This window comes from Xanthomonas sp. WHRI 6106, from assembly GCF_040202405.1.
Classification (GTDB): Bacteria; Pseudomonadota; Gammaproteobacteria; order Xanthomonadales; family Xanthomonadaceae; genus Xanthomonas; species Xanthomonas cannabis.
The window spans coordinates 313,642-340,166 of sequence record NZ_JBEGFC010000001.1; the positions used below are offsets into that span (position 1 = coordinate 313,642).

General features: G+C 66.1%; 20 protein-coding genes and 1 other RNA gene. 12 read left to right on the forward strand and 9 right to left on the reverse strand.

The window, feature by feature from the left end; genetic code table 11:
• Positions 1-16: 16 nt before the first annotated feature.
• The gene (locus ABQZ09_RS01460) at positions 17-1,366 is read right to left on the reverse strand and encodes a glycoside hydrolase family 16 protein (protein ID WP_349775931.1); all 1,350 of its coding nucleotides are present in this window, start codon (positions 1,364-1,366) and stop codon (positions 17-19) included.
• A 383-nt stretch (positions 1,367-1,749) separates the two neighbouring features.
• Positions 1,750-2,025 carry a DUF2798 domain-containing protein gene (locus ABQZ09_RS01465; RefSeq protein WP_039410133.1) on the reverse strand — a complete coding sequence of 92 codons (276 nt, stop codon included), beginning with the start codon at positions 2,023-2,025 and terminating at the stop codon, positions 1,750-1,752.
• A 134-nt stretch (positions 2,026-2,159) separates the two neighbouring features.
• On the opposite strand from ABQZ09_RS01465, the gene ABQZ09_RS01470 reads away from it, so the two are divergent.
• Positions 2,160-3,113 carry a LysR family transcriptional regulator gene (locus tag ABQZ09_RS01470; protein ID WP_349775932.1) on the forward strand — a complete coding sequence of 318 codons (954 nt, stop codon included), beginning with the start codon at positions 2,160-2,162 and terminating at the stop codon, positions 3,111-3,113.
• A 112-nt stretch (positions 3,114-3,225) separates the two neighbouring features.
• Here the strand turns inward: ABQZ09_RS01470 and ABQZ09_RS01475 are convergent, their stop codons facing one another.
• Positions 3,226-4,806, reverse strand: a complete 1,581-nt coding sequence (locus ABQZ09_RS01475) for an alpha-N-arabinofuranosidase (protein WP_349775933.1) — start codon at positions 4,804-4,806, stop codon at positions 3,226-3,228.
• Between the two features lie 249 nt (positions 4,807-5,055).
• Here ABQZ09_RS01475 and ABQZ09_RS01480 point away from each other — a divergent pair, with 249 nt between their 5' ends.
• A complete protein-coding gene (locus ABQZ09_RS01480; RefSeq protein ID WP_349775934.1) occupies positions 5,056-6,105 on the forward strand; it encodes an aldose epimerase family protein in 1,050 nt (349 codons plus the stop codon).
• Positions 6,106-6,432: 327 nt separating this feature from the next.
• Here ABQZ09_RS01480 and ABQZ09_RS01485 read toward each other — a convergent pair whose 3' ends face one another.
• Positions 6,433-7,224 (reverse strand): cytochrome C assembly family protein, encoded by a 792-nt coding sequence (locus ABQZ09_RS01485; RefSeq protein WP_047696025.1) that lies wholly within the window; start codon positions 7,222-7,224, stop codon positions 6,433-6,435.
• 317 nt (positions 7,225-7,541) lie between these two features.
• Between ABQZ09_RS01485 and ffh the strand changes: the two genes are divergently transcribed.
• The 9 genes from ffh to ABQZ09_RS01530 all read left to right on the forward strand — a co-directional run bounded on the left by ffh (position 7,542) and on the right by ABQZ09_RS01530 (position 14,807).
• The gene (ffh, locus tag ABQZ09_RS01490) at positions 7,542-8,918 is read left to right on the forward strand and encodes a signal recognition particle protein (RefSeq protein WP_047694273.1); all 1,377 of its coding nucleotides are present in this window, start codon (positions 7,542-7,544) and stop codon (positions 8,916-8,918) included.
• 25 nt (positions 8,919-8,943) lie between these two features.
• Positions 8,944-10,242 (forward strand): hypothetical protein, encoded by a 1,299-nt coding sequence (locus ABQZ09_RS01495; protein ID WP_349775935.1) that lies wholly within the window; start codon positions 8,944-8,946, stop codon positions 10,240-10,242.
• 245 nt (positions 10,243-10,487) lie between these two features.
• The gene (locus ABQZ09_RS01500) at positions 10,488-11,558 is read left to right on the forward strand and encodes an NAD(P)H-dependent flavin oxidoreductase (protein ID WP_349775936.1); all 1,071 of its coding nucleotides are present in this window, start codon (positions 10,488-10,490) and stop codon (positions 11,556-11,558) included.
• Positions 11,549-12,346, forward strand: coding sequence for an aminotransferase class IV family protein (locus ABQZ09_RS01505; RefSeq protein ID WP_349775937.1), 798 nt, complete (start codon positions 11,549-11,551; stop codon positions 12,344-12,346). The genes ABQZ09_RS01500 and ABQZ09_RS01505 overlap by 10 nt, the downstream gene beginning before the upstream one ends.
• 99 nt (positions 12,347-12,445) lie before the next feature.
• Entirely contained in the window at positions 12,446-12,706 is a 261-nt protein-coding gene (rpsP, locus tag ABQZ09_RS01510) for a 30S ribosomal protein S16 (RefSeq protein WP_039414145.1), read from the forward strand.
• A 41-nt stretch (positions 12,707-12,747) separates the two neighbouring features.
• A complete protein-coding gene (rimM, locus tag ABQZ09_RS01515; protein ID WP_039566183.1) occupies positions 12,748-13,260 on the forward strand; it encodes a ribosome maturation factor RimM in 513 nt (170 codons plus the stop codon).
• Between the two features lie 57 nt (positions 13,261-13,317).
• Positions 13,318-14,076, forward strand: a complete 759-nt coding sequence (gene trmD, locus ABQZ09_RS01520) for a tRNA (guanosine(37)-N1)-methyltransferase TrmD (RefSeq protein WP_349775938.1) — start codon at positions 13,318-13,320, stop codon at positions 14,074-14,076.
• Positions 14,077-14,220: 144 nt separating this feature from the next.
• Positions 14,221-14,628 carry a 50S ribosomal protein L19 gene (gene rplS, locus ABQZ09_RS01525; protein ID WP_005989873.1) on the forward strand — a complete coding sequence of 136 codons (408 nt, stop codon included), beginning with the start codon at positions 14,221-14,223 and terminating at the stop codon, positions 14,626-14,628.
• 105 nt (positions 14,629-14,733) lie between these two features.
• A non-coding RNA gene (locus tag ABQZ09_RS01530) (sX9 sRNA) lies at positions 14,734-14,807 on the forward strand.
• Between the two features lie 96 nt (positions 14,808-14,903).
• Here the strand turns inward: ABQZ09_RS01530 and ABQZ09_RS01535 are convergent.
• Complete coding sequence (locus tag ABQZ09_RS01535; RefSeq protein WP_349775939.1) at positions 14,904-16,391, reverse strand: MATE family efflux transporter; 1,488 nt, start codon at positions 16,389-16,391, stop codon at positions 14,904-14,906.
• Between the two features lie 627 nt (positions 16,392-17,018).
• Between ABQZ09_RS01535 and ABQZ09_RS01540 the strand changes: the two genes are divergently transcribed.
• Complete coding sequence (locus ABQZ09_RS01540) at positions 17,019-17,426, forward strand: RNA-binding S4 domain-containing protein (protein ID WP_349775940.1); 408 nt, start codon at positions 17,019-17,021, stop codon at positions 17,424-17,426.
• A 150-nt stretch (positions 17,427-17,576) separates the two neighbouring features.
• Here the strand turns inward: ABQZ09_RS01540 and katG are convergent, their stop codons facing one another.
• From katG to ABQZ09_RS01560, 4 genes are all read right to left on the reverse strand, one after another.
• On the reverse strand, positions 17,577-19,823 hold the full coding sequence (gene katG, locus ABQZ09_RS01545; protein ID WP_349775941.1) for a catalase/peroxidase HPI: 2,247 nt from the start codon (positions 19,821-19,823) through the stop codon (positions 17,577-17,579).
• 364 nt (positions 19,824-20,187) lie between these two features.
• Positions 20,188-20,802 carry a DUF937 domain-containing protein gene (locus tag ABQZ09_RS01550; protein ID WP_349775942.1) on the reverse strand — a complete coding sequence of 205 codons (615 nt, stop codon included), beginning with the start codon at positions 20,800-20,802 and terminating at the stop codon, positions 20,188-20,190.
• 187 nt (positions 20,803-20,989) lie between these two features.
• Positions 20,990-23,545 (reverse strand): DNA mismatch repair protein MutS, encoded by a 2,556-nt coding sequence (gene mutS, locus ABQZ09_RS01555; RefSeq protein ID WP_349776102.1) that lies wholly within the window; start codon positions 23,543-23,545, stop codon positions 20,990-20,992.
• A gap of 495 nt (positions 23,546-24,040) precedes the next feature.
• Entirely contained in the window at positions 24,041-26,302 is a 2,262-nt protein-coding gene (locus ABQZ09_RS01560; protein ID WP_349775943.1) for a methyl-accepting chemotaxis protein, read from the reverse strand.
• Positions 26,303-26,525 lie beyond the last annotated feature (223 nt).

Below are 26,525 nucleotides of genomic sequence, written 5' to 3' on the forward strand. Positions count from 1 at the left end.
GCGTTGCAACGGCGGCTCAGCGACTCTGGTAGTAAACCTGGTCGATGGCGATCTCCACCGGCGCTGCCGGCGCATCGGCCGCCAGCATGAAGGGCTGTCTGACCGCCTGCAGGTCCAGGTCGTGGAATGCGCCGAGCGGGATCGTGACCTCGTGCCAGGCACCATCGCGCACCACGCCGTACTGATTGCCACCGGGCGCAATGGCCACCCAGCTGTCGCCGAAGCTGGTGTTGATGCCGATCCTGAAGGGAGAGGCGGTCGTGGTCTTCACCTGCAGCTTAAGCGCGCCGCCCGCGTAGGCCGCCAGATTGCGGTAATCGCTCTGGATCCCCAACCCGTACCAGGCACCGGCGTTGGCGCGATAGGCCATCACGTTGCGGCCCTCGAATGGCGCCTGCGCGATCGGGGTGAGGTTGTTCCACAGGTATAGCTCGGCGTCCTGGCCAAGGGTCAGTCGCGCGCCGGTGTCGGTCTGGTCGGTGAATACGCCGAAGCGTCCCGCCGGCGCGGCATGCTGGTTGCCCACGTACAGCTGCGCACCGGGGTTTTGATACAGCCGGATGTAGTCCACTTCCATCTTGCCCGGCAGCGGCGCGGTCACTGCGGTCGGCGAGGTCACGCCGGTATAGGTGCCTCCGACAGCGAGATTGAGCAGCAGATAGTGCTGCTGATGGAACTCGTGCAACGAGGCGCCCTCGATATTGGAGATCGCAAACTCGAAATAGTGCTGGCCATCGATCGAGATACGGATGAATTGCGGGTCCCAGGTCATGCGATACACATGGAAATCGTTGTGCAGGTTCACCGGACTGGTGTAGCTGGTGTCGTAATCGGCTTGCGAGCCGTTGTAGTCCCAGTGCACGGCCGCGCCGATGCGGCGGTTGGCGGTGCCGTTGGCGATCGCGGCAGCCATGCCGGCTTCCATCAGATCGATTTCACCGCGCCCGGGCCACACGCCGATCGTGCCCAGCATCCAGTAGGCCGGCCAGAGCCCGTTGCCCACCACCGGCGTCTTGATGCGCGCTTCCAGCGTGCCGTACTGGAAGTGCATGCGGCCTTCGGTCTTGAGCCGCGCCGACGTGAACGGCATGCCGCCGAAGGCTTCGCGACGCGCTTCGATCACCAGCCGGCCATTTTCGATGCGCGCGTTGTCGGGGCGGCTGGTGTAGTACTGCATCTCGCCATTGCCCCAACCGCACAGGCCGATCTGACAGCCATTGCCGACATCGTAGGTCCACTTGCTGCCGTCGATGCCTGGCCCATTGAAGTTGTCTTCCCACACCAGTGTCTGCGCTTGCGTACCCGGTGTCGGGGCCATGCCCAGCACAACAGCGAACTGCACGGTGACGCTACGTAAGGCGCGCATGCGTGTCTCCAACGATGGACCGGACGGTCCGTGGAGGAGCGACGCTGCGCAGTGGCTACGTCGGAGTCAAAGCAATTGAACGCGGCGTTTCAGTTCCGTGGTGTTCATTCCGGAATATTCCATCATTGGCATGACGCCGGTCGCAGATGGCGCCTGCGGCATGTTGCGTGGCAGCAGCGGACGGGAGTGGGCATGCGTGTTGCGTGCCGTCGCGCAGTCGCACGCCGAGCGATGGCAGGTGCATCGTGTTGCGCCTGCGCTGATGCGGTTGCAAGCGCGTGCGGGGCAGCCTGGCGCGCTGCCTTCGTCCAGGCATGCGATCGCCGCATGCGTTCGAGGCGACACCCCCGTGGCGATGGGCAACCAGCGCCGTGCGCGCCTCGTCAGTGCCCTGCGTGCACGGTCCAGGCCACCAGGCGGATCACCAGCGGCCGCACCACCAGCACGCAGCAGAACGCGGTAGGCATGGCGATGCGATAGGCATCGAGCGCGCGCCACACCAGGTCCGGCGTGGGCCCGGTGGCGATGCCGGTGATGACCAGGCACATCAGCAGCGCCATGATTGCGGCCATGTAGAACGCAAACACGAAGGGCGTGGCGCGCACGCCGAGCTTCCAGCGCGGGCGCACCATCGCAGACGAAGAGGGGGACGACGACATGGCAGGACCTCGGTTGCCGCACAGCGGCGGGATGGCCGAACTCTAGGGCAGCCGTGGCGCACGGGGTAGATCGCGTAAGCTTGCGGCTTACGTAAGTAAATCTTACGAATCGCGCCGCGATACTTGCTCAACTAATGAATATTCTTCAGTCGATTCGAAGCTTTGTCGGCACGGTCGATGCCGGCAGCATTGCCAGCGGGGCCAAGCTGCTCGGCGTCAGCCCTGCAGCGGTCAGCCAGAACATCGCGCGTCTGGAGCAGCACCTGGGCGTGCGTTTGCTGCATCGAACCACCCGCAGCCTGGCACTGACCGAGCGCGGCGCGGTGTACTTCGAGCAAGTGCGGCAGCTGGAACGCGACCTGGAGCGTGCCCGGCAACTGGTGGCCGGCCCGCAGCAGGCACCGGCAGGCCGATTGCGTGTGGCCAGCACCGCCGCGTTCGCACGTCACGTGCTGGCCCCGATGCTGCCGGCGCTGCGCCAGCAGTACCCGCAACTGGAGATCGAGCTGCTGTGCACCGACCGGGTGGTGCAGCACGCGCAGGAAAGCGTGGATGTCAGCCTGCGCATCGAAGCGCAACTGGAAGATGGACTGGTGGCGCGCTGTATCGCGCAGGTGCCGTTCGTGGTGTGCGCCGCGCCCGGGTATCTGGCCCGCTGCGGCACACCGACGCGGCCGGATGAGCTGAAGTACCACGACTGCCTGCTGCTGCGCTATCCGGCCGATGGCCGCTTCCTGCGCTGGAACTTCATACGCGACGGCGTACGTTTCCAGCCTCAGCTTGGCCAGGCGCTGGTCAGCGACGACGTCGATGCGCTGGCCACCATGGCCGCTGCCGGTGGCGGCATCACGCGGCTGGCCGCATTCGTCGTGCAACCGTACCTGCAGCGCGGCCAGCTGCAGCAGCTGTTCGCCCCCGACAGCGCCGACACCGGGCAGGCCTCACTCGAACCATTGCGCCTGTATCTGTGCGTGGCCGACCGCCGCGACTTCACCCCGAAGGTGCGCGCCTTCATGGAGCACGTACTGCAGCGCCTGCCACCGGACTGGCGGCTGACCGAGCCGGCATTGGTGCCGGGCTCGGCGTAGAACCGCAGCAGCGCAGCGACCAGCGGCGTTGCTCCAGGCATGCCGGAGGCCAACCCGGCACCTGCAGACGCCTCGACAGCGGCACGCCTGTCGAGCGATGCCATGCGCCGCGTCAGTCCAGCCTGAGCATCACCACCGCATGCGCGGGCAGCGCCACCGTCAAGGCCTTGCCCTGCACGCGTGCACCGTTGAACGGCCTTGGCTCCACCACATGCGGCTGCGCGAAGCTGTTGTGCGCGGTGATCGCCGCCGCACTGAGGATCTGTCCTTCCACACGCCGCGGCGCAAGGCCTTGCACGTCCACGCGGACGTTGGCCGGTGCGGTGGCGTCCAGGTTGGTCAGCGCGACATAGACATGGCCATCTTTTGCCTTGACTGCCGAGCCGTGCACCGCCGGCACCTGCGTGTTGCCGTGGCGGTAGTGCGGTGTCTGCAGCTGCAGCGGCAGGTGGGTGGCGTCCTGGTAGGGCTTGTACAAGGCGAACACGTGGTAGGTCGGCGTCAGCACCATCTTGTCGCCATCGGTAAGAATCATCGCCTGCAACACGTTGACCATCTGCGCGATATTGGCCATGCGCACGCGCTCGGCGTGGTTGCTGAAGATGTCGATATTCAATGCCGCCACCAGGGCATCGCGCAGGCTGTTCTGCTGATGCAGAAAGCCCGGGTTAGCGCCGGGCAGGCCGGCGTACCAGGTGCCCCATTCGTCCACCACCAGCGCCACCTTCTTGCCAGGGTCGTATTTGTCCATGATCGCGCTGTGTCTGGTGATCAATTCGTCCATCACCAGCGTGCGCGACAGCGTGTCGATCCAGGCGCTTTCGTCGAAATCGGTCGAGGAGGCACGCGGCGGCCAGCCACCGGGCACCGTGTAGTAATGCAGGCTCAGGCCGTCCATCAGCGTGCCGGCTTCGCGCATCATCACCTCGGTCCAGTGATAGTCGTCGTTGTTGGGGCCGGGTGCGATCTTGCGCAGGGTCTGATTGGCCGGCGCCTTGACGAAGGTCTGGTAGCGCCGATACACGTCGGCGGCATATTCCACCCGCATGTTGCCGCCGCAACCCCACAGCTCGTTGCCCACGCCGAAGTAGGGCACCTGCCAGGGCGCATCGCGGCCGTTGGCGCGGCGCTCTCTGGCCAGGCTGGAGCGGGTGGCGGTCATGTACTCGGTCCACTGCGCGATCTCGTCCGGCGCCGCATTGCCGACATTGCCGGCGATATAGGCCTGGGTGCCGAGCAGCTCGGTGAAGTCCATGAACTCATGAGTTCCGAAGCGGTTGGACTCCTCCACGCCGCCCCAGTGCGTATTGACGCGGATCGGGCGCCTGGCCGGCGCGCCGACACCGTCGCGCCAGTGGTATTCGTCGGCAAAGCAGCCGCCCGGCCAGCGGATGTTGGGCACCGCGATGGCCTTCAACGCCGCGAGCACGTCGTTGCGGTAGCCGCGCGTGTTGGGAATGGAGGCGTCCTCGCCCACCCATACGCCGCCATAGATGCCGGTACCCAGGTGCTCGGCAAACTGCCCGAACAGCTGCCGTGACACTTGTGCGCCGGGTTGGTCTACACGCAAGCTACCGGTCACCTCGACCTCGGCAGCGCAGGCGATGCAGGCACTGGTCGCCAGGGTGGCGGCAACGAGTGCGGGCAGCAGCTGCCGGCGTGAGGTCTGCAACGCGAGGGAGATCCAAGGCATCGGCGGGGCGCTCCTGTAGGGGTGGGTCGAGGTGTTCGCGCACTGCCGGCGCAGCCGCATGCCGGTAGCGTAGTGGCAGTGGTGGTGTTGTGTCGCTGCATCGCGCTCGCCGCTGGCGAGCCCTGCCGCGCCCGCGCAATGCGACGCGGCCCGGTCGTCGTTCGGCAGGCCAGGATGTGCGCAAGGGCATGGTCGGCGGACGCGCGACGCGGCTATGCTCGCGGGCTTCCATCCGCAGTGGGGCGATTCATGCAGCGAGTGTTCGGGCAGTTGCCAGACGGTGTCGAGGTTCACGCGCTCAGCTTGCGCAGCGCCGACGGGCTGGAGGCGGACGTCCTCACCTACGGCGGCATCCTGCACGCGCTGCGGCTGACCACCGCGCAGGGCGTGGTGCCGCTGCTGCTGGGTCTGCCGGACCTGCCGGCCTACGCCGCCGATGGCGACAGCCTCAACATCCTGGTGGGCCGCTTCGGCAACCGTATCGGCGGTGCACGCTATACGTTGGACGGGGTGACCCACACGCTGGCCGCCAACGAGGGGCGCAACCAGTTGCACGGCGGCGAGCGCGGTTTCGGGCGACGGGTCTGGACGGTACTGGAGCAGGCACCTGATCAGGTGCTGCTGGGCTACGACTCGCCCGACGGCGAAGAGGGCTACCCCGGCAATCTGCAGGTGCGTGCCCGGCTTGCGCTGCAGCAGCGCAGCCTGCATCTGGACTTCGAAGCCCGCTGCGACGCGGCCACGCCGTTGAACCTGACCCATCACCCGTATTTCAATCTGTCCGGCGACCCGCAGCGGCGCGCCGCGGCGCAGGTGCTGCGGGTGCCTGCCGACCGCTATCTCCCGGTGGACGCAGAATCCATCCCGACCGGGGAGATCGCGCCGGTGGCCGGCACACCGTTCGATTTCCGCGACCCCGCCGCGCTGGCCGAGCGGATCGACCCGGCGCATCCGCAGGTCGTGCTCGGCAAGGGCTACGACCAGTGTCTGGTGCTGGCGCCAGGCGCCGACCGGGTCGCCGAGCTGTACTCGCCGCACAGTGGCGTGGCCATGCGCATCCTCAGCGACGCGCCGGCGGTGCAGGTCTACGAGGGGCAGCATCTGGACGCGCATCATCCGGGCCTGGGCCGCGGGGTGTGCCTGGAACCGCAGAGCTACCCGGATGCACCCAACCACGCCAACTTTCCCTCGACCATCCTGCGTCCCGGTAAGGTTCATCGCCGCCGCATCGTCTATCGCTTCGCCACGCCAGGCCCGGATCAGCCGTGGGAGGCGGTCTGCGCTGCACTCGATGGCTGAGCAGCGCTGACAGGGTCCAGGCAGATGCCCTGAATTCGCCGACAGACGCTATTGTGCAACCATCGCGCAGGCGTGACCGATGTCGAGCGGCGGCACGGGTCCTGCGTCCTTACGGCCCGTCCGTGCCGTCCGTGCACCGGGCACCCGCGCGCAACCGCGTGTCAGCCGACCACAGGCGCGGCGTGCTCGCATCTGTCGGTTCGGGCCGAATCGCCGGGGTGATCTCTGGTCAGGCGCGGTACGACACACGGGCACCGGGTGTGCAGGACACAAGCGGCCGGCCACGTGCAGGACTCGCTGCATGGCAGGCAGCGCCCGCCTGCGCGATCAGCGCGGCCCCAGCACCAGTTCGATCACGAACTTGCTGCCGAAGAACGACAGCACCAGCAACGCCATGGCGGTCAGCGTCCAGTGCACGGCCTTGGTGCCGCGCCAGCCATTACGCCAGCGGCCGACCAGCAGTGCGCCAAACACGATCCACGACAGGATGCTGAGCACGGTCTTGTGCAGCAATCGTTGCGCCAGGAAATCCTGCACGAACAGCAGCCCGGTCAGCAGGGTCAGGCTCAGTAACACGAAGCCGACGGTGATCGTGCGGAACAGCAGGGTTTCCAGTTCGGTCAACGGCGGTAGCGCGCGCAGCCAGGGATGGAAGTCGCGCCGCCGCAACGCCCGCTCCTGCAGCCACAGCATGATGGCCAGCAGGGCGGCGATGCCCAGGGTGGCGTAGGCCAGCAGCGCCATCCAGGCGTGCAGTTCCAGCCGCCAGCCCAGGTCTGCGCTCGGCTCATGGCCGTAGGCGTGGTAACAGGCCAGCAGGATGGCCGACAACGGAAACACCACCACGCCCACCGCCGCCATGCGGCCGCGCCCGCCGAACACCGCGGTCAGCGCGGCCATGCCCAGGCCGGTCAGCGACAGCGCGGCAAAGAAATGCATGTCCGGCCCGCCCGCGGTGCGGAACGCCACCAGCACGTGATAGCCGGCGTGCAGCGCAACTGCAGCCAGCGCTGGCGCCAACCAGCGCGCAGGGGCCTGGTTGCCATCGCGCAGCACCGCCCGGGTGAGCAGGGCGGCAGCCAGCAGGTACAGGGCGAACGCGATGAGAACGATTGTCATCGTGGAAGTTTCGCATATTGGTGGGGCGGGGATTCGGGAATCGGGATTCGGGAATGGGGAAAGCCGGGCAGGGGGCGTGGGGATAGGCGGGCAGGCAAGTGTGCTGGTTGGTAGCGAGTGGGTATGGGTAAGCCTGCCTGCGGGCGTGGCCGCTGACGTCGGGCTCTGCGGTGCTGCTGCCCTGGTTGCAGGGACTGCCGAGCGCCGGAGGGATTTGCCCTGGATTGGCTCGCTTCGGCCGGCGGGTCGATTGGGGCGGGGCGTTGGCTGGTGCCGCTATAATCGGTGCCCGTTTCCCCTCACGCGGTCCCTTGCGCATGTTCGAGTCCCTTACCCAACGTCTCTCCGGCACCATGGAGCGCCTGCGCGGCCGCGGCCGTCTGACCGAGGAGAACATCCGCGAAGCCACCCGTGAAGTGCGCATCGCGCTGCTGGAAGCCGACGTCGCGCTGCCGGTGGTGCAGGCGCTGATCGAACGCATCAAGGTGCGCGCGGTGGGCCAGGAAGTGCTCAAGTCGCTGACCCCCGGCCAGGCGCTGATCAAGATCGTGCGCGACGAGCTCACCGCGGTCATGGGCGCGGCGGCGGCCGACCTCAACCTCAACGTGCCGGCACCGGCGATCATCCTGATGGCGGGCCTGCAGGGTGCGGGCAAGACCACCACGGTCGGCAAGCTCGCCAAGCACCTGAAGGAAAAGCGCAAGAAAAAGGTCATGGTGGTCTCGGCCGACGTCTACCGACCGGCCGCGATCGAGCAGCTCAAGACCCTGGCCGAACAGGTCGGCGTGCTGTTCTTCCCGTCCGACGCCTCGCAGAAGCCGGTCGATATCGTGCGCGCCGCCATCAGCGACGCACGCAAGTCGTTTGCCGACGTGCTGCTGGTCGATACCGCCGGTCGCCTGGCGATCGATCAGGCGATGATGGACGAGATCAAGGCGCTGCACGCCGCGATCACCCCCACCGAAACCCTGTTCGTGGTCGATGCGATGACCGGCCAGGACGCGGCCAACACGGCCAAGGCCTTTGGCGAGGCGCTGCCGCTGACCGGCGTGGTGCTGACCAAGACCGACGGCGACGCCCGCGGCGGTGCCGCGCTGAGCGTGCGCTACATCACCGGCAAGCCGATCAAGTTCGTCGGTACCGGCGAAAAGACCGACGGCCTGGACGTGTTCCATCCCGATCGCGTCGCCAGCCGCATCCTGGACATGGGCGACGTGCTGTCGCTGGTGGAGCAGGTCGAGCACAGCGTTGATCAGGAAAAGGCCGCCAAGCTCGCTGCCAAGGTCGCCAAGGGCAAGAAGTTCGACCTCAACGACATGAAAGAGCAGCTCGAGCAGATGCAGAACATGGGTGGCATCCATGGGCTGATGGACAAGCTGCCGGGCATGGGTCAGATCCCGGACAACGTCAAGCAGCAGGTCACCGGCAAGGAAGTGCCGCGCATGATCGCCATCATCAATTCGATGACCAAGAAGGAGCGCCGCAACCCGGCGTTGCTCAACGGCTCGCGCCGTGCCCGCATCGCACGCGGCTCGGGCATGCAGCCGGCCGACGTCAACAAGCTGATGAAGCAATACCAGCAGATGGAAAAGATGATGGGCAAGCTGGCCGGCGGCGGCATGAAGGGCCTGATGCGCAACATGAAGGGCATGATGGGTGCCATGGGCGGCCGCGGCGGCATGCCGTTCCGTTGAGCAACCTGCGCAGGTTGCGCGCGCTGTGAGCACATCCGCAGGCGCGCACTGCGTGCATCTGGCGCTGGCCCTCGTGCTGGCGTGGCAGCTGACGGCAGGGTGGGCGTTACTGCCGGCAAGCGTTGTGTTGTGGCTGTGTATCGCACTGGTGGTCGCGGGAATCGACCGCCTGTCTGGCGCGCGGCTGGTCGTAGCACCGGCGTCAACGCCCACCTCCGAAGTGGAGGGTCGCGGCACTGGCAGCGGCATCGGCGGTACGCCGGCCATCGCTCGCCTGCCGCGGCGGGACGCAGCCGCCAAACGCGTCGTCGCGCAGAACGTGCACGACACGCCGGTGCGCCAGTGGCGGCGCCATATCGTGGACGTGGCGCCATACGAAGAAGAACGCTACCCGCGGCAGGACATCTGCACCACGGTCGAGGTGTTCCTGCGTGCGGGCGACCATCTCGTGCTGGCGTTCCATCCTGCCAACGATGCTGCAGGTGTGGCCGCGTGGCGCTGCGATGTGTGGCACCCGGGTGGCACGCAATCGCAGTGGTGGGAGGTGCCTGCCGATGGCGAGGTAGACGTGCCGGTCACCCGCTCCGGGGTGTATTCGATCGGCATCGGCCAGGCCTATGGAACGTGCCCCGGCGTGGTGGCGCTTTGGCTGCGCGTGCCCGAGCCGGATCGGCTGGCACTGCCGCTGCAGCCCACGTTCGGGGCGGGCATGCGATACGCGCGTCGCGACGACGGCGCGGTGGTGGTGCATCTCGAAGACGACGCGCAGCTGCAGTCGCAGGCGCATCTGCCGTCATTGCCCGTGCACGGCGTGCCCGCCGGCTCGAGGTTGTTGTTCGCCAGTGCCGACGATGCCTGGGATGTGTCCGCAGGTTCCGATCCCGCATCGTCGTGGCGTGCCGAAAACACCCATCTTTACCGTTACTTCCTGCGCTTGAGCCAGGGCGACGTGCTGACGCTGGAACTGGCCTGGGCCGGCGAGCACTTCGATCGCCCGTTGCCGTTGCCCGATCAATGCATCGGTCGCACGCAGGGCGAGGTGCGTGTGTTCAAGCTCGTGCATGGGCCGGATCTGGTGCATGCGTGGGCGAGCGCGGCACCGGCCACCTGCATGCAGATGACCTGCCCTGTCGACGGCGATTACTGCCTGGAACTGCGGCTGTTCGGCCCGCCCGCATGGCGCCAGCAAGCTATTGCTGCAGTTGTCGACCTGCGCGTGTGGGGTGCTTACCTGCAGCGTCCTCGGAGCTTGCGTGCATTCGCGTTGCAGGATGTCTGGGTCGAAGACTGGTACCAGCAGGTGATGCCGGTGCCGGTGGATTGAGAGCGTGAACAACGAACCACTGTGCTCGACGCCACATGGGCGTGGCCGGAGCTCGGTGCGGCATGTAGCAGCGGTATGCACCGGCAACCTCATGTCCACCTGATCACGGTTGCCACGTTTGGTGGCCGCTTTAGACGCAAGGTGCGGCATGCAGTGCATGCGCGACTGACCGTCTTGCGCGTGTCGGCATCCGCATCCGTCCATCGCGGTTACCATGCTCCCTCTCGTGGCCGCCGAGGTGGTGGATGACCAGATTTTCCAACGTCGATGCCTTCCAGCAACGCTTCGGCCTGCGCCTGCCGATCCTGCTCAGCCCCATGGCCGGCGCCTGCCCGGTGCCGTTGTCGGCAGCGGTCGCCAATGCCGGTGGCATGGGCGCGATGGGTGCGGTGTTGTCGCAGCCGCAGGACATCGTGACGTGGATGGCTGCCTTTCGTGAGGCAAGTGCCGGGCCTGCGCAAGTCAATCTGTGGATTCCCGATCCGGCGCCTGTCCGCGATGCCGCTGCCGAAGCGCGCCTGCGGGTGTTTCTTGCGCAGTGGGGGCCGCCAGTGCCAGAGGCAGCGGGCGATGCACTGCCAGCCGATTTCGACGCGCAATTCGATGCATTGCTGAACGCGCGCCCGGCAGTGGCCTCGTCGATCATGGGTGTGTTCCGACCCGACCAGGTTGCGCGCCTCAAGCATGCGGGCATCGCCTGGTTCGCCTGCGCCACCACGCTGGAGGAAGCACTGGCGGCGCAGGCGGCCGGGGCCGATGCCGTGGTCGCGCAAGGCGCCGAGGCTGGCGGTCACCGCGGCGCGTTCGATGCCAGCCGCGCCGCGCAGCAGATGACCGGACTGTTTGCCCTGCTGCCGCGGCTGGTCGATGGCCTGGAGATCCCGGTCATCGCCGCGGGCGGGATTGCCGACGCGCGCGGCATTGCCGCGGCGATGGCGCTGGGCGCCAGTGCAGTGCAGATCGGCACCGGTCTGCTGCGCACGCCCGAGGCTGCCCTGCCCGGCGCCTGGGCCGATGCATTGGCTGCCGCCGAGCCGGAACATACCCGGCCAACCCGCGCGTTTTCAGGTCGGTTGGGGCGGGCATTGCTCACCCCTTACGTGCGCGCCGCCACTGCGGCGGATGCGCCGCCGCCTGCGCCGTATCCGGTGCAGCGCGGACTGACCGCCGCGATGCGCCAGGCAGCGGCGCGCGACAACCGTCTGGAGGCGATGCAGGCCTGGGCAGGCCAGTCGGCCTGGATGGCGCCGGCGCAGCCGGCCGCACAATTGGTCGTGCAGTGGTGGGAGCAGACGCAGGCACTGCTGTGTCGCTGATCTTCTGTAATGGCGAGGCAGCAACTGCGCAGCAACTCGGCGCGGCTGCCCTGATCAACTACGGGCACTTCACGACGCTGCAGGTGCGCAACGCCGCCGTGCGCGGGCTGGATCTGCATCTGCAACGCCTGCAACACGACAGTGCCGCCCTGTTCGGCGCACCGATCAATGCCTCACTGGTGCGCACGTATCTGCGCGCGGCGTTGGCCAGTGCCGGTCGCGTGGATGCGAGCGTGCGTATCACCGTATTTTCGCAGGCGTTTGCGCTGCGCGATCCATCGCGCCAGGTGGCGCTGGACGTATTGATTTCGCTATCGCCGGCTGCGCAACTGCCCGATGCCGCGCTGCGCGTGCACGCAGTCACCCATGTGCGCGAGCAGGCGCAGTGCAAGCACGTCGGCACCTTCGCGCTGTTGCACCTGCGTCGCCAGGCGATGGCCGCCGGCGTCGACGATGCGGTGTTGGTCGATCCCCAGGGCCATGTCCTGGAAGGGGCGTTCTGGAATGTCGGGTTCTGGCAGCAGGGCAGGGTGGTCTGGCCGGCCGGGCCGGCGCTAGACGGCACCCAGCAGCGGTTGTTGCAGGCCGGGCTGCAGGCGCTCGGTATCGCGCAGACTTCCCGCCCGGTCGCGCTTGACGAGCTCGCCAGCTTCGACGGTGGCTTCAGCTGCAATGCGCGGGGGCAGCAGGCCATCGTGGCCATGGGCCCGGCGCAGTGGTCGGCCACTGCCGCGCAGCTGCCAGTGCTGGAGCGGGCGCTGCAAACCCAGGCGTGGCAAGGGATCTGAGCAAAAACACCAGCTGGCTTGGCTTCGCCGAGGGAGCCCGCTATAATCGCCGGCTTACCGCGCCACTCTGGCGACTGGGCAACTCAGGAAAACGACACCATGGTCAAGATTCGACTGACCCGCGGCGGCGCCAAGAAGCGTCCGTTCTACCACATCATCGTGACCGACGTGCGCAGCGCGCGCGACGGCCGCAACATCGAGCGCGTGGGTTACTACAACCCGGTTGCACAGGGCGCCGAACCGCGCGTCGTGCTCGATATCGCCCGCGTCGACCATTGGGTCGGCAACGGTGCACAGCTGACCGACAAGGTGCGTAACCTGTATCGCGAAGCATCCAAGTCCCAGGCCGCTGCGGCCTGATCTTGAGGCCGGGCGTGTTTGCCCGGCCAGAGTCGACACAGATGAAGCCGACCGAGCGCCGCATCCTGTTAGGCAGGATTGTCGGCGCTTTTGGTGTCAAGGGTGAGCTGAAGCTCGAATCCTGGACCGAACCGCGCAGTGCGATCTTCCGGTATCAGCCGTGGGTCGTACGCACGCCATCGGGGCAGGAGTCGGTCGTGAGCGGCGTACGGGGACGTGATCAGGGCAAGAATCTGATCGCGGTGTTCCCCGACGTGACCGACCGCGACACCGTCGAGGCCATGCATGGCACCGAAATCTACGTTGCCCGCAGCGCCTTGCCGCCGCCCAAGCCCGACGAATACTACTGGGTGGATCTGGAAGGATTGCAGGTGGAAACCGTCGAGGGCGTCAAGCTCGGGACGGTATCGCACCTGTTTTCCACCGGCTCCAACGATGTGGTGGTCGTGCGCGGCGATCGCGAGCGGATGATTCCGTTCGTGCTGCCGGAGTTCGTCAAATCGGTGGACTTCGAGGCCAATCTGATCGTGGTCGACTGGGACCCGGATTTCTGATCGAAGCCATCCGCTTCGCTCCTGCCTTACCCATTCCCGATTCCCGAATCCCTGCCAGTGCGCATCGACGTCATCAGCCTGTTCCCGGAGTTCATCGCGCAGTGCGCGGCGTTCGGCGTGGTCGGGCGGGCGCAGGAGCGCGGTCTGCTGGACCTGCAGGGCTGGAATCCGCGCGACCATGCGCAGGGCAACTACCGCCGCGTGGACGATCGTCCCTTCGGTGGCGGGCCCGGCATGGTGATGCTGATCGAGCCGTTGCGGGCCTGTCTGGAGGCGGTGCAGGCCGTCGACGCGCGACCGGCGCCGGTGATCTATCTCAGCCCGCAGGGACGTCCGCTCACCCAGTCCCTCGCGCGCGAGCTGGCGCAGTTGCCGCGCATGATCTTGCTGTGCGGGCGCTATGAAGGGGTGGACGAGCGTTTCCTTGCCAATGCGGTGGATATGGAAATCTCCATCGGCGATTACGTGTTGTCCGGTGGCGAGTTGGGCGCTGCAGTCCTTGTGGATGTGGTGACGCGGCTGCAGGACGGCGTGTTGAACGACGCCGAATCTGCTGCGCAGGACAGTTTCGAAGGCCCGCAAGGCCTGCTGGACTGCCCGCATTACAGCCACCCGTCGGCGCATGCCTGGGGCGATGTGCCCGAGGTGTTGCGCTCGGGCAACCATGGCGCGATTGCGCGCTGGCGCCGGCAGCAGTCGCTGGGCCGGACCTGGCTGCGTCGTCCCGATCTGCTCGACGAGGCAGGCCTGGACAAGCACGATCGTCGTCTCCTGGAGGAGTTTCGCCGCGAACTCACCCGGGGCGACGAGAAATAAGGGCGCACCCCTAGCCCTTGAAGAATTGATTGGGGTACAATATGCGGCTTGCTGGCCAGCCTTGCGTCTGGCCCTCTTACGAACCTCGAGCAATCGCCGTGCGGCGACTGCCGGTCCAATATCACCAGACACGCGGTGCCCACCATGAGCAAACTCAACAAGACCATCCTGGCTGACTTCGAAGCCGCCCAGATCCAGCGCAAGCTGCCGGAATTCAACCAGGGCGACACCGTTGTGGTGAACGTCAAGGTGAAGGAAGGCAACCGCGAGCGCGTGCAGGCCTATGAGGGCGTGGTGATCGGTACCAAGAATGCCGGCCTGAACTCCGCCTTCACCGTGCGCAAGATCTCGCACGGTTTCGGCGTCGAGCGCGTGTTCCAGACCCACAGCGCCATCATCGACTCGGTCGAAGTGAAGCGCCGCGGTAAGGTCCGCGCCGGCAAGCTGTACTACCTGCGTGGCCTGGAAGGCAAGGCTGCCCGCATCAAGGAAGATCTGGCCGCTGCTGCACAGGCCAAGGCCGCTCGCCAGGCTGCTGCCAAGGCCGAGTAAGCCACACTGCTGGCAGGTCTCATCGATCTGCCACTGCCAGACGGCCGCCCTTGGGCGGCCGTTTGCGTTTGGGAAACCGGAATGGCGACAGCCCTCGAAATTGGCATGTGCCACTCGCGCACTGCGGTTCCGGCCGCGATGCCCACAGCCACCTGACAACCACGCTCGTTTTGTTAGCCGTTCTCAAGTCGCAGCTTGAGGCCGGTCAATGCAGCGCATCGCCATCGATCACGTGGCTTGGCTGCGGTCGGCATGCGCGGATCAGCGTGCACGCATCAGCGCGAGCGTGTCCGGGTTGGCTCGGTGATCGGCTCGGCAATGGGGGCGGGATCGGCGACCGGCGATGCAGGATGTGCGGGCACCTCGGCTGCCGCTGCCAGTGCGGAAGGGTGGCTCGGCGTGGTCAGCATGCGCGCCTTGCGCCAGCCGCCCCAGCGGTAGTAGGCCAGCGACAGCAGCATCGAGCAGGTAGAACTGATCGGAAAGCTCCACCACACCGCGTCTGCGCCCAGATGCGGCAGCAGGATATTTGCGAGAGGCACGCGCACGCCCCAGAGCGAAAACGCCAGAATCAACAGCGGTGGGATCACCGCACCGGTGGAGCGCACCACGCCAGACACCACAAAGCTGACGCCAAACAACAGGAACGACCAGATCGCGATGTGGTTGAGATGCCGCGCGATCTCCAGGGTGGCGCTGCCTTCGGGCAGGAACAGGGCCAGGGTCCAGCGATCGAACAGGATCAACAGCACGATCAGCAAGCCCGTCATCAGGAAGTTGGCGGCGATGCCGGTACGGGCGACGGCATCCACGCGCGACCACAGGCCGGCACCCACGTTCTGGGCAGCCATGGTCGAACAGGCGGCGCCGACCGCCATTGCCGGCATTTGTACGTAGTTCCACAGCTGCAGCCCCGCACCAAACGCGGCGGCGGTGTCGGTACCGAAGCCATTGACCAGCGACAGCATCGCGATCATCGCCAGCGAGATCATCACCATCTGCAGGCCCATCGGCACGCCCTTGACGATGAGCGCGCGCAGGATGGCAGCATCGATCCGGAACAGATGCAGGTCGCGTCGTCCCAGCCACAGCACATGTTTTTTGTGCCGCAGATAGATCAGCAGGCCGGCCAGTGCAACCACCTGCGCAATCAGCGTGGCCCAGGCCGCACCGGCGATGCCCAGCGCCGGAAACGGGCCGATGCCGAACAGCAGCAACGGGTTGAACACGATATCCAGCAGCACCGACAGCAGCAGAAAGCGGAAGGGCGTACGCGCATCGCCGGTACCGCGCAGCGCTGCCGATAGAAAGGCGAACAGATACAGCGTCGGCATCGCCAGGAAGATCACGCGCAGATACTCCTCGGCCAGCGTCTGCGAGGCGGCGGGCGTACCCATTGCGGTGAGCAGATGCGGCGCCAGGAACCAGCCCAGCACGGCGATCAGCGCCGACAGCCCGCCAAAGAAGCTGGCGCTGCTGCCCATGACCTTGCGGGCCTGGGCAATGTTGCGCGCGCCCATTGCCTGGCCGATCAGGATGGTGGACGCCATGCCGATACCGAACACCGAGCCGATCAGGAAGAACATGATGCTGTTGGCGTTGGCGGCGGCCGTCAGGGCCTCTTCGCCCAGATAGCGGCCGATCCAGATCGCGTTGACCGAGCCGTTGAGCGACTGGGCGATATTGCCCGCCATGATCGGCAGTGCGAAGAGCAGCAGGTTCTTGCCGATCGGGCCTTCGGTCAGGACAGCGGATTTGGGCATCGCGGTTGTATCGGTATGCAGACGTTGCGCACCCTAGCATTGCGCGGGTGAGATCCAGTGCAGTGCTCGCGTTGCGCGCGCACTTCGGTTGGGGGAGCTCCGTATTCACCGCCAGCGAAGCCTTGGCCGGGGCGTTTCGCTGCTTCGCTCGGCTGCGCAGCCGCGGTGGCCCTCATCCGGCGCTGCGCGCCACCTTCTCCCGCAGGCGGGAGAAGGGGTGTGGCCGAGCGCTTGTTTGATCTGCAGTGTGTTGCTTGAACTGTCATGGGCTTGTTTGAACTGTGGCGTGTTGTTTGAACCGTAGTGTGCTTGTTTGAACTGCAATGCGTTGTTGAACTGTAATGGGCGTGTTTGAACTGTAATGGGCGTGTTTGAACTGCAGTGCGTTGATTGAACTGTCATTGTTTGAATTGCGGTGCGTTGTTTGCCGTAATGGGCTTGTCTGATCTGTAGCGCGCTGGCGTCTTCCTTCCCCCGCCTGCGGGGGAAGGTGCCCATAGGGCGGATGGGGGCAAGCGTCCAGCATCGAACCGGCGATCAACCCGGATGGCCGCGGCGACGGCCCAGCTTGAGTTCCGGGTGGCTGCCCAAACATCGGTTACCAGACAAAGCGAGACAGCAAGGCGCATGAATCCGGAACTGGAACAGGGCACGACGGTCAGGCTGGACGTGTGGCTGTGGGCCGCGCGCTTTTTCAAGACGCGCAGCCTGGCCAAGAATGCGGTCGACACCGGCAAGGTGGACGTGGGCGGGCAGCGCCCCAAGCCCTCGCGCAGCCTGCGCTGCGGCGAGCGCCTGCGCATCGACCGGGGTGGTGAAATCTTCGAGATCACGGTGGCCGGGCTCAGCGACGTACGCGGGCCGGCGCCGGTGGCGCAGGCCCTGTACGTGGAGGGCGAGGCGTCGCGCGAGGCGCGTGCGCAGTGGCGGCTGCAACGTGCTGCCGAACGCACCGGTTACCGCGCGCCGGAAGGCAAGCCCGACAAGCGGGCACGCCGCTTGATCAATGCATTGGGCGATATCGACGCGCTCTAGCGGTCTAGCACCTTGTCCCTGCCGTGCCCGATGGGTTCGCACGGCGGCGCATGGCCAAGACGATCGGGAAGTCGCGCAAAAGAAATGCCCCGGTTGTCCGGGGCATTGTCTGACTGCCAGGGCCTGAGTCAGGCCGAACGATCCAGCGGCTTACGCCAGATCGAACCGATCCAGCTGCATCACCCTGGTCCAGGCGGCGACGAAGTCGTGCACGAACTTCTGCTGCGCATCGCCGCTGGCATAGACCTCGGCCACTGCACGCAGGATGGAATTGGAGCCGAACACCAGATCCACGCGCGTACCGGTCCACTTAAGCTCGCCGGTGGCGCGGTCGCGGCCTTCGTAGAGGTCCTTCGCTTCGGAGGTCGCCTTCCACTCGGTGCGCATGTCGAGCAGGTTGGCGAAGAAGTCGTTGCTCAACACGCCAGGGCGTGTGGTGAAGACGCCATGCTGGGTATCGCCGACATTGGCGCCCAGCACGCGCAGGCCGCCGACCAGCACGGTCAGCTCCGGTGCGGTGAGGGTGAGCAGCTGCGCCTTGTCGATCAGCAACGCTTCGGCCGGCACCGCGTAGTGGCGTTTGGCGAAATTGCGGAAGCCATCGGCCACCGGTTCGAGCACGGCGAACGACTCGATATCGGTCTGCTCCTGCGAGGCATCGGTGCGGCCCGGTGCGAACGGCACCGTGACGCTGTGGCCGGCGGCCTGCGCTGCGTGTTCCACCGCAGCGTTGCCGGCCAGCACGATCAGGTCGGCGAGCGAGATCTTCTTGCCGCCCGATTGCGCGGCGTTGAAGTCGGCCTGGATGCGCTCCAGCGTGGCCAGCACCTTGGCCAGCTGCTCAGGCTGGTTGGCCTGCCAGTCCTTCTGCGGTGCCAGGCGGATGCGCGCGCCATTGGCACCGCCGCGCTTGTCCGAGCCACGGAAGGTGGAGGCCGAGGCCCACGCGGTGGAGACCAGCTGCGCCACGCTCAGGCCCGAGGCCAGGATGGTCTGCTTCAATGCGGCCGCATCCTGCGCGTCGACCAACGCGTGGTCCACCGCTGGTACCGGGTCCTGCCACAGCAATTCTTCGGCCGGCACGTCCGGGCCCAGGTAGCGCGAGCGCGGACCCATGTCGCGGTGGGTGAGCTTGAACCAGGCGCGTGCGAAGGCGTCGGCAAACTGCTCCGGGTGCTGATGGAAGCGGCGCGAGATGGCTTCGTACGCAGGGTCGAAACGCAGTGCCAGGTCGGTGGTCAGCATGGTCGGGCGATGCTTCTTCGATGCATCGTGCGCGTCGGGAATGATGGCCTCGGCGTTCTTGGCCACCCACTGGTGCGCGCCGGCCGGGCTCTTGCCCAGCTCCCACTCGAACTTGAACAGGTGGTCGAAGAAGTCGTTGCTCCACTGCGCCGGCGTGGTGGTCCAGGTGACTTCCAGGCCGCTGGTGATGGTGTCGGCGCCCTTGCCGCTGCCGTAGCGGTTGTGCCAGCCCAGGCCCTGGCTTTCCAGTTCGCCGGCTTCCGGTTCGGCGCCGACGTTGTCGGCCGGGCCGGCACCGTGGGTCTTGCCGAAGGTGTGGCCACCGGCGATCAGGGCCACGGTCTCTTCGTCGTTCATGGCCATGCGCGCGAAGGTGTCGCGGATGTCGCGCGCGGCAGCGATCGGGTCGGGGTTGCCGTCCGGACCTTCCGGGTTGACGTAGATCAGGCCCATCTGCACGGCGGCCAGCGGGTTTTCCAGATCGCGCGTGTGCGGCACTTCGCTGTCGTCGTCCTTGACCAGCACGCCGTGCGCTTCGTCCACGCCGGGCGAGCCGCGCGAATAGCGGTCGTCGCCACCCAGCCACTTGGTCTCGCGACCCCAGTACAGGTCCTGGTCCGGTTCCCAGGTGTCTTCGCGGCCGCCGGCAAAACCGAACGTCTTGAAGCCCATCGACTCCAGCGCGACATTGCCGGTGAGGATCATCAGGTCGGCCCAGGAAATGGACTGGCCATACTTCTGCTTGATCGGCCACAGCAGCCGGCGCGCCTTGTCCAGGCTGACGTTGTCCGGCCAGCTGTTGAGCGGCGCAAACCGCTGCTGACCACGGCCGCCGCCGCCGCGCCCATCGCCGATGCGGTAGGTGCCGGCGCTATGCCAGGCCATGCGCACGAACAGCGGGCCGTAATGGCCGAAGTCGGCCGGCCACCAGTCCTGCGAGTCGGTCATCAGCGCACGCAGTTCCTGCTTGAGCGCCTGCAGGTCGATGCGCTTGAAGGCTTCGGCGTAATTGAACGTCTCGCCCAGCGGGTTGGACTTGTTCGAATGCTGGCTCAGCAGATCCACGCGCAGCTGTTTGGGCCACCAGTCACGGTTGGTGGTACCGGTACCGACGACAGCGTGGTTGAACGGGCACTTTGCTTCGGTGGTCATGGGATTTACCTGTGTGCGTAAGCACTTGGGGAGCGGCGTGCCGGTATGCCGGCACGTGCTGGTGGAATCGACGTGGACGGCAGCGCCCTTGTCGTGGTCATCGATGATCACGACAGGGAAACAGTCGCCCGGCCGCTGGCGGACCTGCCGATGCTAGCGCCTGCTTGTGGCAGTCGAAACCGCCTGGCTGACGGGAAAGGCAATGGGCGGGCAGGCGCATCAGGCGGACTCATCATGGCGACGTTCGCACACGATAAAGCGCATCGATCATTTGGTGAATTCGAATTATTCGAACATATCGATAGCGTATTGCTATGGATAGCACGCCGGTGCTCGTCCGGCGTGCCCAGCGGCTACGGGTCGCTCAGCGCTTGCCGAACAGGCTGCCGCCCAGCTTCATGACATCGCCCAGGCCGAGCTGGCCATCGCCGTCCTGATCCAGCACGCTGGTCAACAGGCCGCCGGCGCCGGCGTTCGTGCGCACTTGCTGATGTTCCTGGGCCAGCGCGGGGCCGAGCTGGCTGGCGGCCGCGGTATTGCCGCCCAGAAAGCGCTTGGCCAGATATGCCATCACGATGGGAGCGAGCAGCTGCAGCAGCTGGCTGGCCTTGCTGGTTTCCAGCCCGGTGGCCTGGCCCAGCCCGGCAGCGGCCTGTGGCGCCTTGTCGCCGAACAGATGGCCGACGATGCCGGCGCCATTGGCCGACGCGCCGCTGGCCGAACCGCCCAGCAGCGAACCCAGCAGGCTACCGATGTCCGGGCTGGCGGCGTGGTCGCGTTGCAGGGCGCCCAGCAAGGCATCGGTGCCACCGGCCTGCTGGCTATTGCGGCCCAGCGCGCCCATCAACAGCGGCAGCGCGGTCTGCACGGCCGATTGCGCCTGCTCGGGCGCAATGCCCAGGCGGCCAACGAGTTGCTGCAGTTGCGGGCCCTGCAACTGCGCGGCGAGCTGATCGGTCAATGAGGCGGACGTGGTCATCGGAAGGTTTCCTGTTGGACGAAGCGTTGCCGCAGGGTGCGCCCGTCGCGCCGACAGAGCAATCCGCAAGACTGCATCCAAACGACCGCCAAATCCTGTTGCGCAATGCATCCGCAAGCGCAGCAAGCATCAGCCATGCAGCTCCGCTCTTACGAATCCCAAATCCCGACTCCCCAATCCCCGCACCTCAAATCAACGCCTTCAACCGATACAAGGCCTCCAGCGCCTGCTTGGGCGTGAGGTCGTCCGGATCCAGGGCCTGCAGCGCTTCCTGCGCGGCGGAAGAGGGCGCGGTGAACAGCCCGAACTGTTGCGGCGCATCCAGCGCGGCCGGCGCCATCTGCGCGCTATGGCTTTCGCCGCCGCGTTGTTCCAGCTCCGCCAGGCGACGTCGCGCCTGGGTCACTGCCGCCTTCGGCAGCCCGGCCAACGCGGCCACCTGCAAGCCAAAGCTGCGATTGGCCGGCCCATCCTTGACCGCATGCATGAACACCAGGCGCTCGCCGTGTTCGACCGCGTCCAGATGCACATTCGCAATACCGCTGGCGCCGCCGGCATGCGATTCGTCGGCCAGCGCGGTGAGTTCGAAATAATGCGTGGCAAACAGCGTGTAGCAGCGATTGGTATGCGCCAGATGGCGCGCCACCGCGTCGGCCAGCGCCAGGCCATCGTAGGTGGAGGTGCCGCGGCCGATCTCGTCCATCAGTACCAGCGAGTGCGGGGTGGCGTGATGCAGGATGTAGCTGGTTTCGGCCATTTCCACCATGAAGGTGGATTGCCCGCGCGCCAGGTCGTCGCCGGCGCCGATACGGGTGAGGATGCGGTCGATCGGCCCGATCACCGCGCGGCTGGCAGGCACGTAACTGCCGATATGCGCCAACAGCACGATCAAGGCGTTTTGGCGCATGTAGGTCGATTTACCACCCATGTTCGGGCCGGTGATCACCAGCATGCGGCGGTCGGCGTGCAGCTCCAGATCGTTGGGTTCGAACGGTTGGTCGCGCACCGCTTCCACCACCGGGTGACGGCCGCGTTCGATGCGCAGGCACGGCGCGCTGTCCAGCTCCGGCTGCGACCAGTCCAGTGCCTGCGCGCGTTCGGCGAACGCGGCCAGCACATCCAGTTCGCTCAATGCACCGGCGCAGCGCTTGAGGCCTTCCAGCTCGGTGCCCAGCGCATCCAGCAGGCCTTCGTACAGCAGTTTTTCGCGCGATAGCGAACGCTCGCGCGCGGACAGCACCTTGTCTTCGAAACTCTTGAGCTCTTCGGTGATATAGCGCTCGGCGTTGGTCAGGGTCTGCCGGCGGCTGTAGTGCAACGGCGCCTTTTCCGCCTGACCCTTGCTGATCTCGATGTAGTAACCATGCACGCGGTTGTAGCCGACCTTGAGCGTGGCGATGCCGCTGCTGGCGCGTTCGCGCTGTTCCAGATCGATCAGGAACTGGTCGGCATTGGTGGACAGGCGGCGCAGCTCGTCCAGATCGGCGTCGTAGCCGGTGGCGATGACACCGCCGTCGCTGAGCTTGAGCGGCGGTTGCTCGGCCACGGCGCTGATCAACAGATGCGCGGTGGCATCGTGCTCGCCGAGTTCGGCAAACAAGGTCTGCAGTCGCGGCGAATCCAGCGGTGCCAGGATCGCGCGGACCTTCGGCAACAGCGCCAGTCCATCGCGCAAGGTGGAAAAGTCGCGCGGGCGCGCCGAACGCAATGCCACGCGGGTGAGGATGCGTTCCAGATCGCCTAGCGCGCGGAAGGCCTCGCGCACGTCGACATCGGCGCCCGCGTCGATCAGGGTGCCGACCGCGTGGTGGCGCTGCACCAGCACATCGCGCAGGCGCAGCGGACGGTGCAGCCAACGCCGCAGCAAGCGCCCGCCCATCGGCGTGACCGTGCTGTCCAGGACGCCGAGCAAGGTATTGCGCGTGTCGCCATCGACGCGCGTATCCAGCTCCAGGTGCCGGCGTGTGGCCGCGTTCATCGAAATCGCTTCGCTGGCCACTTCCATCGCAATGGAGGTCAGGTGCGGCAGCCGCTGTTTCTGGGTCTCTTCGACATACCCAAGCAAGGCGCCGGCCGCAGCGGTGGCGCAGGGCTTGTCGTCGATGCCGAAGCCGGACAGATCGTGCAATTTGAAGAACGCCAGCAACTGGCGCCGGCCACTGTCGGCATCGAACAGCCACGGTGGCCGCCGCCGCACCCCGATACGCCCGCGCAGGAACTCCGGCCAGTTGTCTTCGTCGGGGACCAGCAGCTCGGCCGGCTCCAGGCGCGCGATCTCAGCTTCCAGCGCATCCACGCTGTCCACTTCGTTGACCAGGAAGCGCCCGCCGGCCAGATCGGCCCAGGCCAGGCCGTAACCTTGCTTGCTGCGCGAAATCGCCATCAACAAGGTGTCGCGACGCTCGTCCAGCAGCGCCTCGTCGGTGACCGTGCCGGGCGTGACGATGCGCACCACCTTGCGCTCGACCAGCCCCTTGGCCAGCGCCGGGTCGCCGATCTGCTCGCAGATCGCCACCGACTCGCCCAACGCGACCAGCCGCGCCAGGTAGCCTTCATACGCATGCACCGGCACACCCGCCATCGGAATCGGCGCACCGCCGGAGCTGCCGCGCTGGGTCAGGGTGATATCCAGCAGGCGCGCCGCCTTGCGCGCATCGTCGTAGAACAGCTCGTAGAAATCGCCCATGCGAAAGAACAGCAGCAGGTCGGGGTAGTCCGACTTGGCGGCGAAGAACTGTTTCATCAGCGGCGTGTGCTCGGGGGTTCCCGTGCCCTGCTTGGCTTTGTCTTTGGTGTCGGTGGTTTGCAAGAACGTCTTCCGAAATCTGACTGCTGCGCAGGTGCGTGACGCACTGCGGTGGCGGTGGGGTGTTGGTGCGCCAGGTCTGCAACCCATGCATGCGGCGGTTGCGGCAGCGGCCGCGCAGGCTGGATGGGCCGGATTGCCGCAGTGACTGGCGCGGGCATGGCGGTGGACGGCAAGTTTAAGCCGAGCGGCGCTCAATCCCCAATCGTCGAGTCGGCGTGGTGTCGCATGCTTGGGTGCTCTGCGCACCGGGAGGCTGGCACCAGGCCGCACCTGCGCTGTCGAGCAACCTTGCAGCTGACTGTCGCCTTTCGTTAAGGCGGCCGGCCGAATGCTCAAGCCATGCACAAAGAAGGCCGGCTGTTCGCACAACCGGCCTTGTGAGCATGCGTTCTGATGTTCTGGAACGGCTGCTGTGAACCTTCTATTTTTTTAGAACTCCTGCCAGTCCGCGCTGTTGCTCGATGCGGTGGCTACCGCGGCCGCCGGGCGGGTAGTGCGCCGGGGCGGGCTTGCCGCGCTGCGGGTTGGCGTTGCAGCAGGCGCGGCTTTCGGGCGCACCACGGTTGGTGCTGCGGTGCGTACGGCAGCAGGGCGTTCGGCTTCGATCTTGAAGATCGACACCGCCTGCGTGAGTTCCCCGGCCTGTTCTTCCATCGAACGTGCGGCGGCGGTGGCTTCTTCCACCAGCGCGGCGTTTTGCTGGGTCGCTTCGTCCATCTGGGTGACGGTGAGGTTGACCTGTTCGATGCCGGCTGACTGCTCCTGCGAGGCAGCGGAAATCTCGCCCATGATGTCGGTGACGCGCTGCACGCTGGCGACGATTTCCGCCATGGTGGTGCCGGCGGTGTGCACCAGGGTGGAGCCTTCGGTCACACGCTGTACCGAATCGTCGATCAGGCTCTTGATCTCTTTGGCCGCTGCCGTGGAGCGCTGCGCAAGCGTGCGTACTTCGCTGGCCACCACCGCAAAACCGCGGCCTTGCTCGCCGGCGCGGGCCGCTTCCACCGCCGCGTTGAGCGCCAGGATGTTGGTCTGGAAGGAAATGCCGTCGATGACGCTGATGATGTCGGCGATCTTTTTCGACGACGCCTCGATGCCGCTCATGGTGCCCACGACCTTGCTGACGATATCGCCGCCTTGCGAGGCCACGCTGGCAGCACCGATTGCCAGTTGATTGGCCTGGCGTGCGTGTTCGGCGTTCTGGCGCACGGTGGAGGTGAGTTCTTCCATCGATGCGGCGGTTTCTTCCAGGTTGGCGGCCTGCTGTTCTGTGCGCTGCGACAGGTCCTGATTGCCAGCAGCAATCTCGCTGGCGGCGGTGTTGATCGACACCGCCGAATGCTGGATGCGCCCGACGATTTCGGCTAGCTGCGTGGCGGTGGCGTTGGCGTCGTCGCGCATCTGCGCGAACACACCCTTGAAGTCGCCGGTCATCCGCGCGGTCAGGTCGCCCGCGGCGATGGACTGCAGCAGTGCCGATAGCGATTGCAGGTTGCCGTCTGCGGTGGCCATCAGCTGGTTAAGGCTGTCGACCATGAGGTGGAAGTCGTACTGGAAGCGGTCGGCATCGCCACGCGCGCTGAAGTCGCCGTTGGCTGCGGACAGCGCCAGCTGCTTGATTTCCGCATTCATCGCCGAAAGATTGGCCTTGACCTCATTCATGGTCTGCGTGAGCACGGCCTTTTCGCCAGGCAACACGTCCATGCTGTCGCTCAAATCGCCGATGGCGTAGCGGCCCATGATGCGGGCCAGCGTGGTCTGCACTTCAAGATGTGAGGCGACCAGGGTGTTGGTGTCCTGCGCCATACGGCCGTAGTCGCCGGGGAACGCATTGGCATCGATCCGGAAACTGGTTTGCCCTTCGTCGTGCCGCTTGGCCATGTCGGCCTGCGCGCGCAACAACGACTGCAACTGTGTCTGCATGCCGCTCATGGCACGCAGCAGGCGACCGGTTTCATCCCGCGCGTCGGTTTGCACCTGGTTGTCCAGCTGGCCATTGGCAATGGCCTCGGCGGCCTTGGTGGCGCGGGCGAGCGGGTGGGTCAGGCTGCGCGTGATCAGCCAAGCGAGCAGGCCGCTGATGGTGACCACGGCCACGCCGCCGATCAGCAGCAGTAACTTGGCGCGGGTCATGGACTGCACGGCTTCGGTGTAGGCCTGCCGGCTCTGTTCTTCCTGCCGGCTGACCAGCTGACGGATTTTGTCCTGCCAGGCCGCGTTGGCTTGGCGCCCCTTCTCGTTGAGCAATGCCTGCGCCGGGCCGTTGTCGTCCTGGGCGGCGAGTGTCATCACTTCATCGTTGATCTTGCCGGAAATGGCGCGTTGAGCATCCATCTCTGCGCGAATCTTGCGGCCTTCTTCGGAGCTGGGCAGCGTATCGAGTTTTTCGCGCAGCTCCTTGTAACGCTGGCGTTGCGTCTTGATCGTTTCCAACGCCTGTGCGTCGAGTTCGGCGCTGGTGGCCATGGCGTAGGTGCCCAACGCGATCATGATCGAGGAGTTGGCATCCAGCATGCCGTTACCGAACTGGATCTTGGCCATGCGGTCCAGCACGATGAAGTCCAGCTGCTTTCTGGCGCTGCCCATCGAGTTTAGCCCGATGGCAACAAGTAGACCCGACAGGAGGATCAGCAAGCAGAACGCGGCGCCCAGGCGACGGCCGACGGAATAACGTTGGAGTAAGGCAGTCATGCGGCAATCCCGGATACGAAGTCGAAGGGTGCCGTCGGGGCAGTTGCGTGAAGGACGCATGAGTGTCGGGCCGGCACGGTGGATAACGACGCACCGTTAGGAAACTTGAATTAATGGTGCCGCGCGGATTTAGGCCCAGTTTGTGAACGGCAGGAGTCAGGAATCGACCGACTGGCGCATGCTGCATGAAGACGCGCAGACTGTGAAAACGACCGGTTCGCGT

Bases quoted from the DNA above. Each gene is read 5' to 3' on its own strand.
- rplS (WP_005989873.1), top strand. From the start codon at position 14,221: ATGAGCAAACTCAACAAGACCATCCTGGCTGACTTCGAAGCCGCCCAG.
- ABQZ09_RS01500 (WP_349775936.1), top strand. From the start codon at position 10,488: ATGACCAGATTTTCCAACGTCGATGCCTTCCAGCAACGCTTCGGCCTG.
- mutS (WP_349776102.1), bottom strand. From the start codon at position 23,545: ATGAAACAGTTCTTCGCCGCCAAGTCGGACTACCCCGACCTGCTGCTG.
- ABQZ09_RS01475 (WP_349775933.1), bottom strand. From the start codon at position 4,806: ATGCCTTGGATCTCCCTCGCGTTGCAGACCTCACGCCGGCAGCTGCTG.
- ffh (WP_047694273.1), top strand. From the start codon at position 7,542: ATGTTCGAGTCCCTTACCCAACGTCTCTCCGGCACCATGGAGCGCCTG.
- rpsP (WP_039414145.1), top strand. From the start codon at position 12,446: ATGGTCAAGATTCGACTGACCCGCGGCGGCGCCAAGAAGCGTCCGTTC.
- ABQZ09_RS01480 (WP_349775934.1), top strand. From the start codon at position 5,056: ATGCAGCGAGTGTTCGGGCAGTTGCCAGACGGTGTCGAGGTTCACGCG.
- ABQZ09_RS01550 (WP_349775942.1), bottom strand. From the start codon at position 20,802: ATGACCACGTCCGCCTCATTGACCGATCAGCTCGCCGCGCAGTTGCAG.
- ABQZ09_RS01470 (WP_349775932.1), top strand. From the start codon at position 2,160: ATGAATATTCTTCAGTCGATTCGAAGCTTTGTCGGCACGGTCGATGCC.
- ABQZ09_RS01485 (WP_047696025.1), bottom strand. From the start codon at position 7,224: ATGACAATCGTTCTCATCGCGTTCGCCCTGTACCTGCTGGCTGCCGCC.
- rimM (WP_039566183.1), top strand. From the start codon at position 12,748: ATGAAGCCGACCGAGCGCCGCATCCTGTTAGGCAGGATTGTCGGCGCT.
- ABQZ09_RS01560 (WP_349775943.1), bottom strand. From the start codon at position 26,302: ATGACTGCCTTACTCCAACGTTATTCCGTCGGCCGTCGCCTGGGCGCC.
- ABQZ09_RS01535 (WP_349775939.1), bottom strand. From the start codon at position 16,391: ATGCCCAAATCCGCTGTCCTGACCGAAGGCCCGATCGGCAAGAACCTG.
- ABQZ09_RS01460 (WP_349775931.1), bottom strand. From the start codon at position 1,366: ATGCGCGCCTTACGTAGCGTCACCGTGCAGTTCGCTGTTGTGCTGGGC.
- katG (WP_349775941.1), bottom strand. From the start codon at position 19,823: ATGACCACCGAAGCAAAGTGCCCGTTCAACCACGCTGTCGTCGGTACC.
- ABQZ09_RS01465 (WP_039410133.1), bottom strand. From the start codon at position 2,025: ATGTCGTCGTCCCCCTCTTCGTCTGCGATGGTGCGCCCGCGCTGGAAG.
- ABQZ09_RS01540 (WP_349775940.1), top strand. From the start codon at position 17,019: ATGAATCCGGAACTGGAACAGGGCACGACGGTCAGGCTGGACGTGTGG.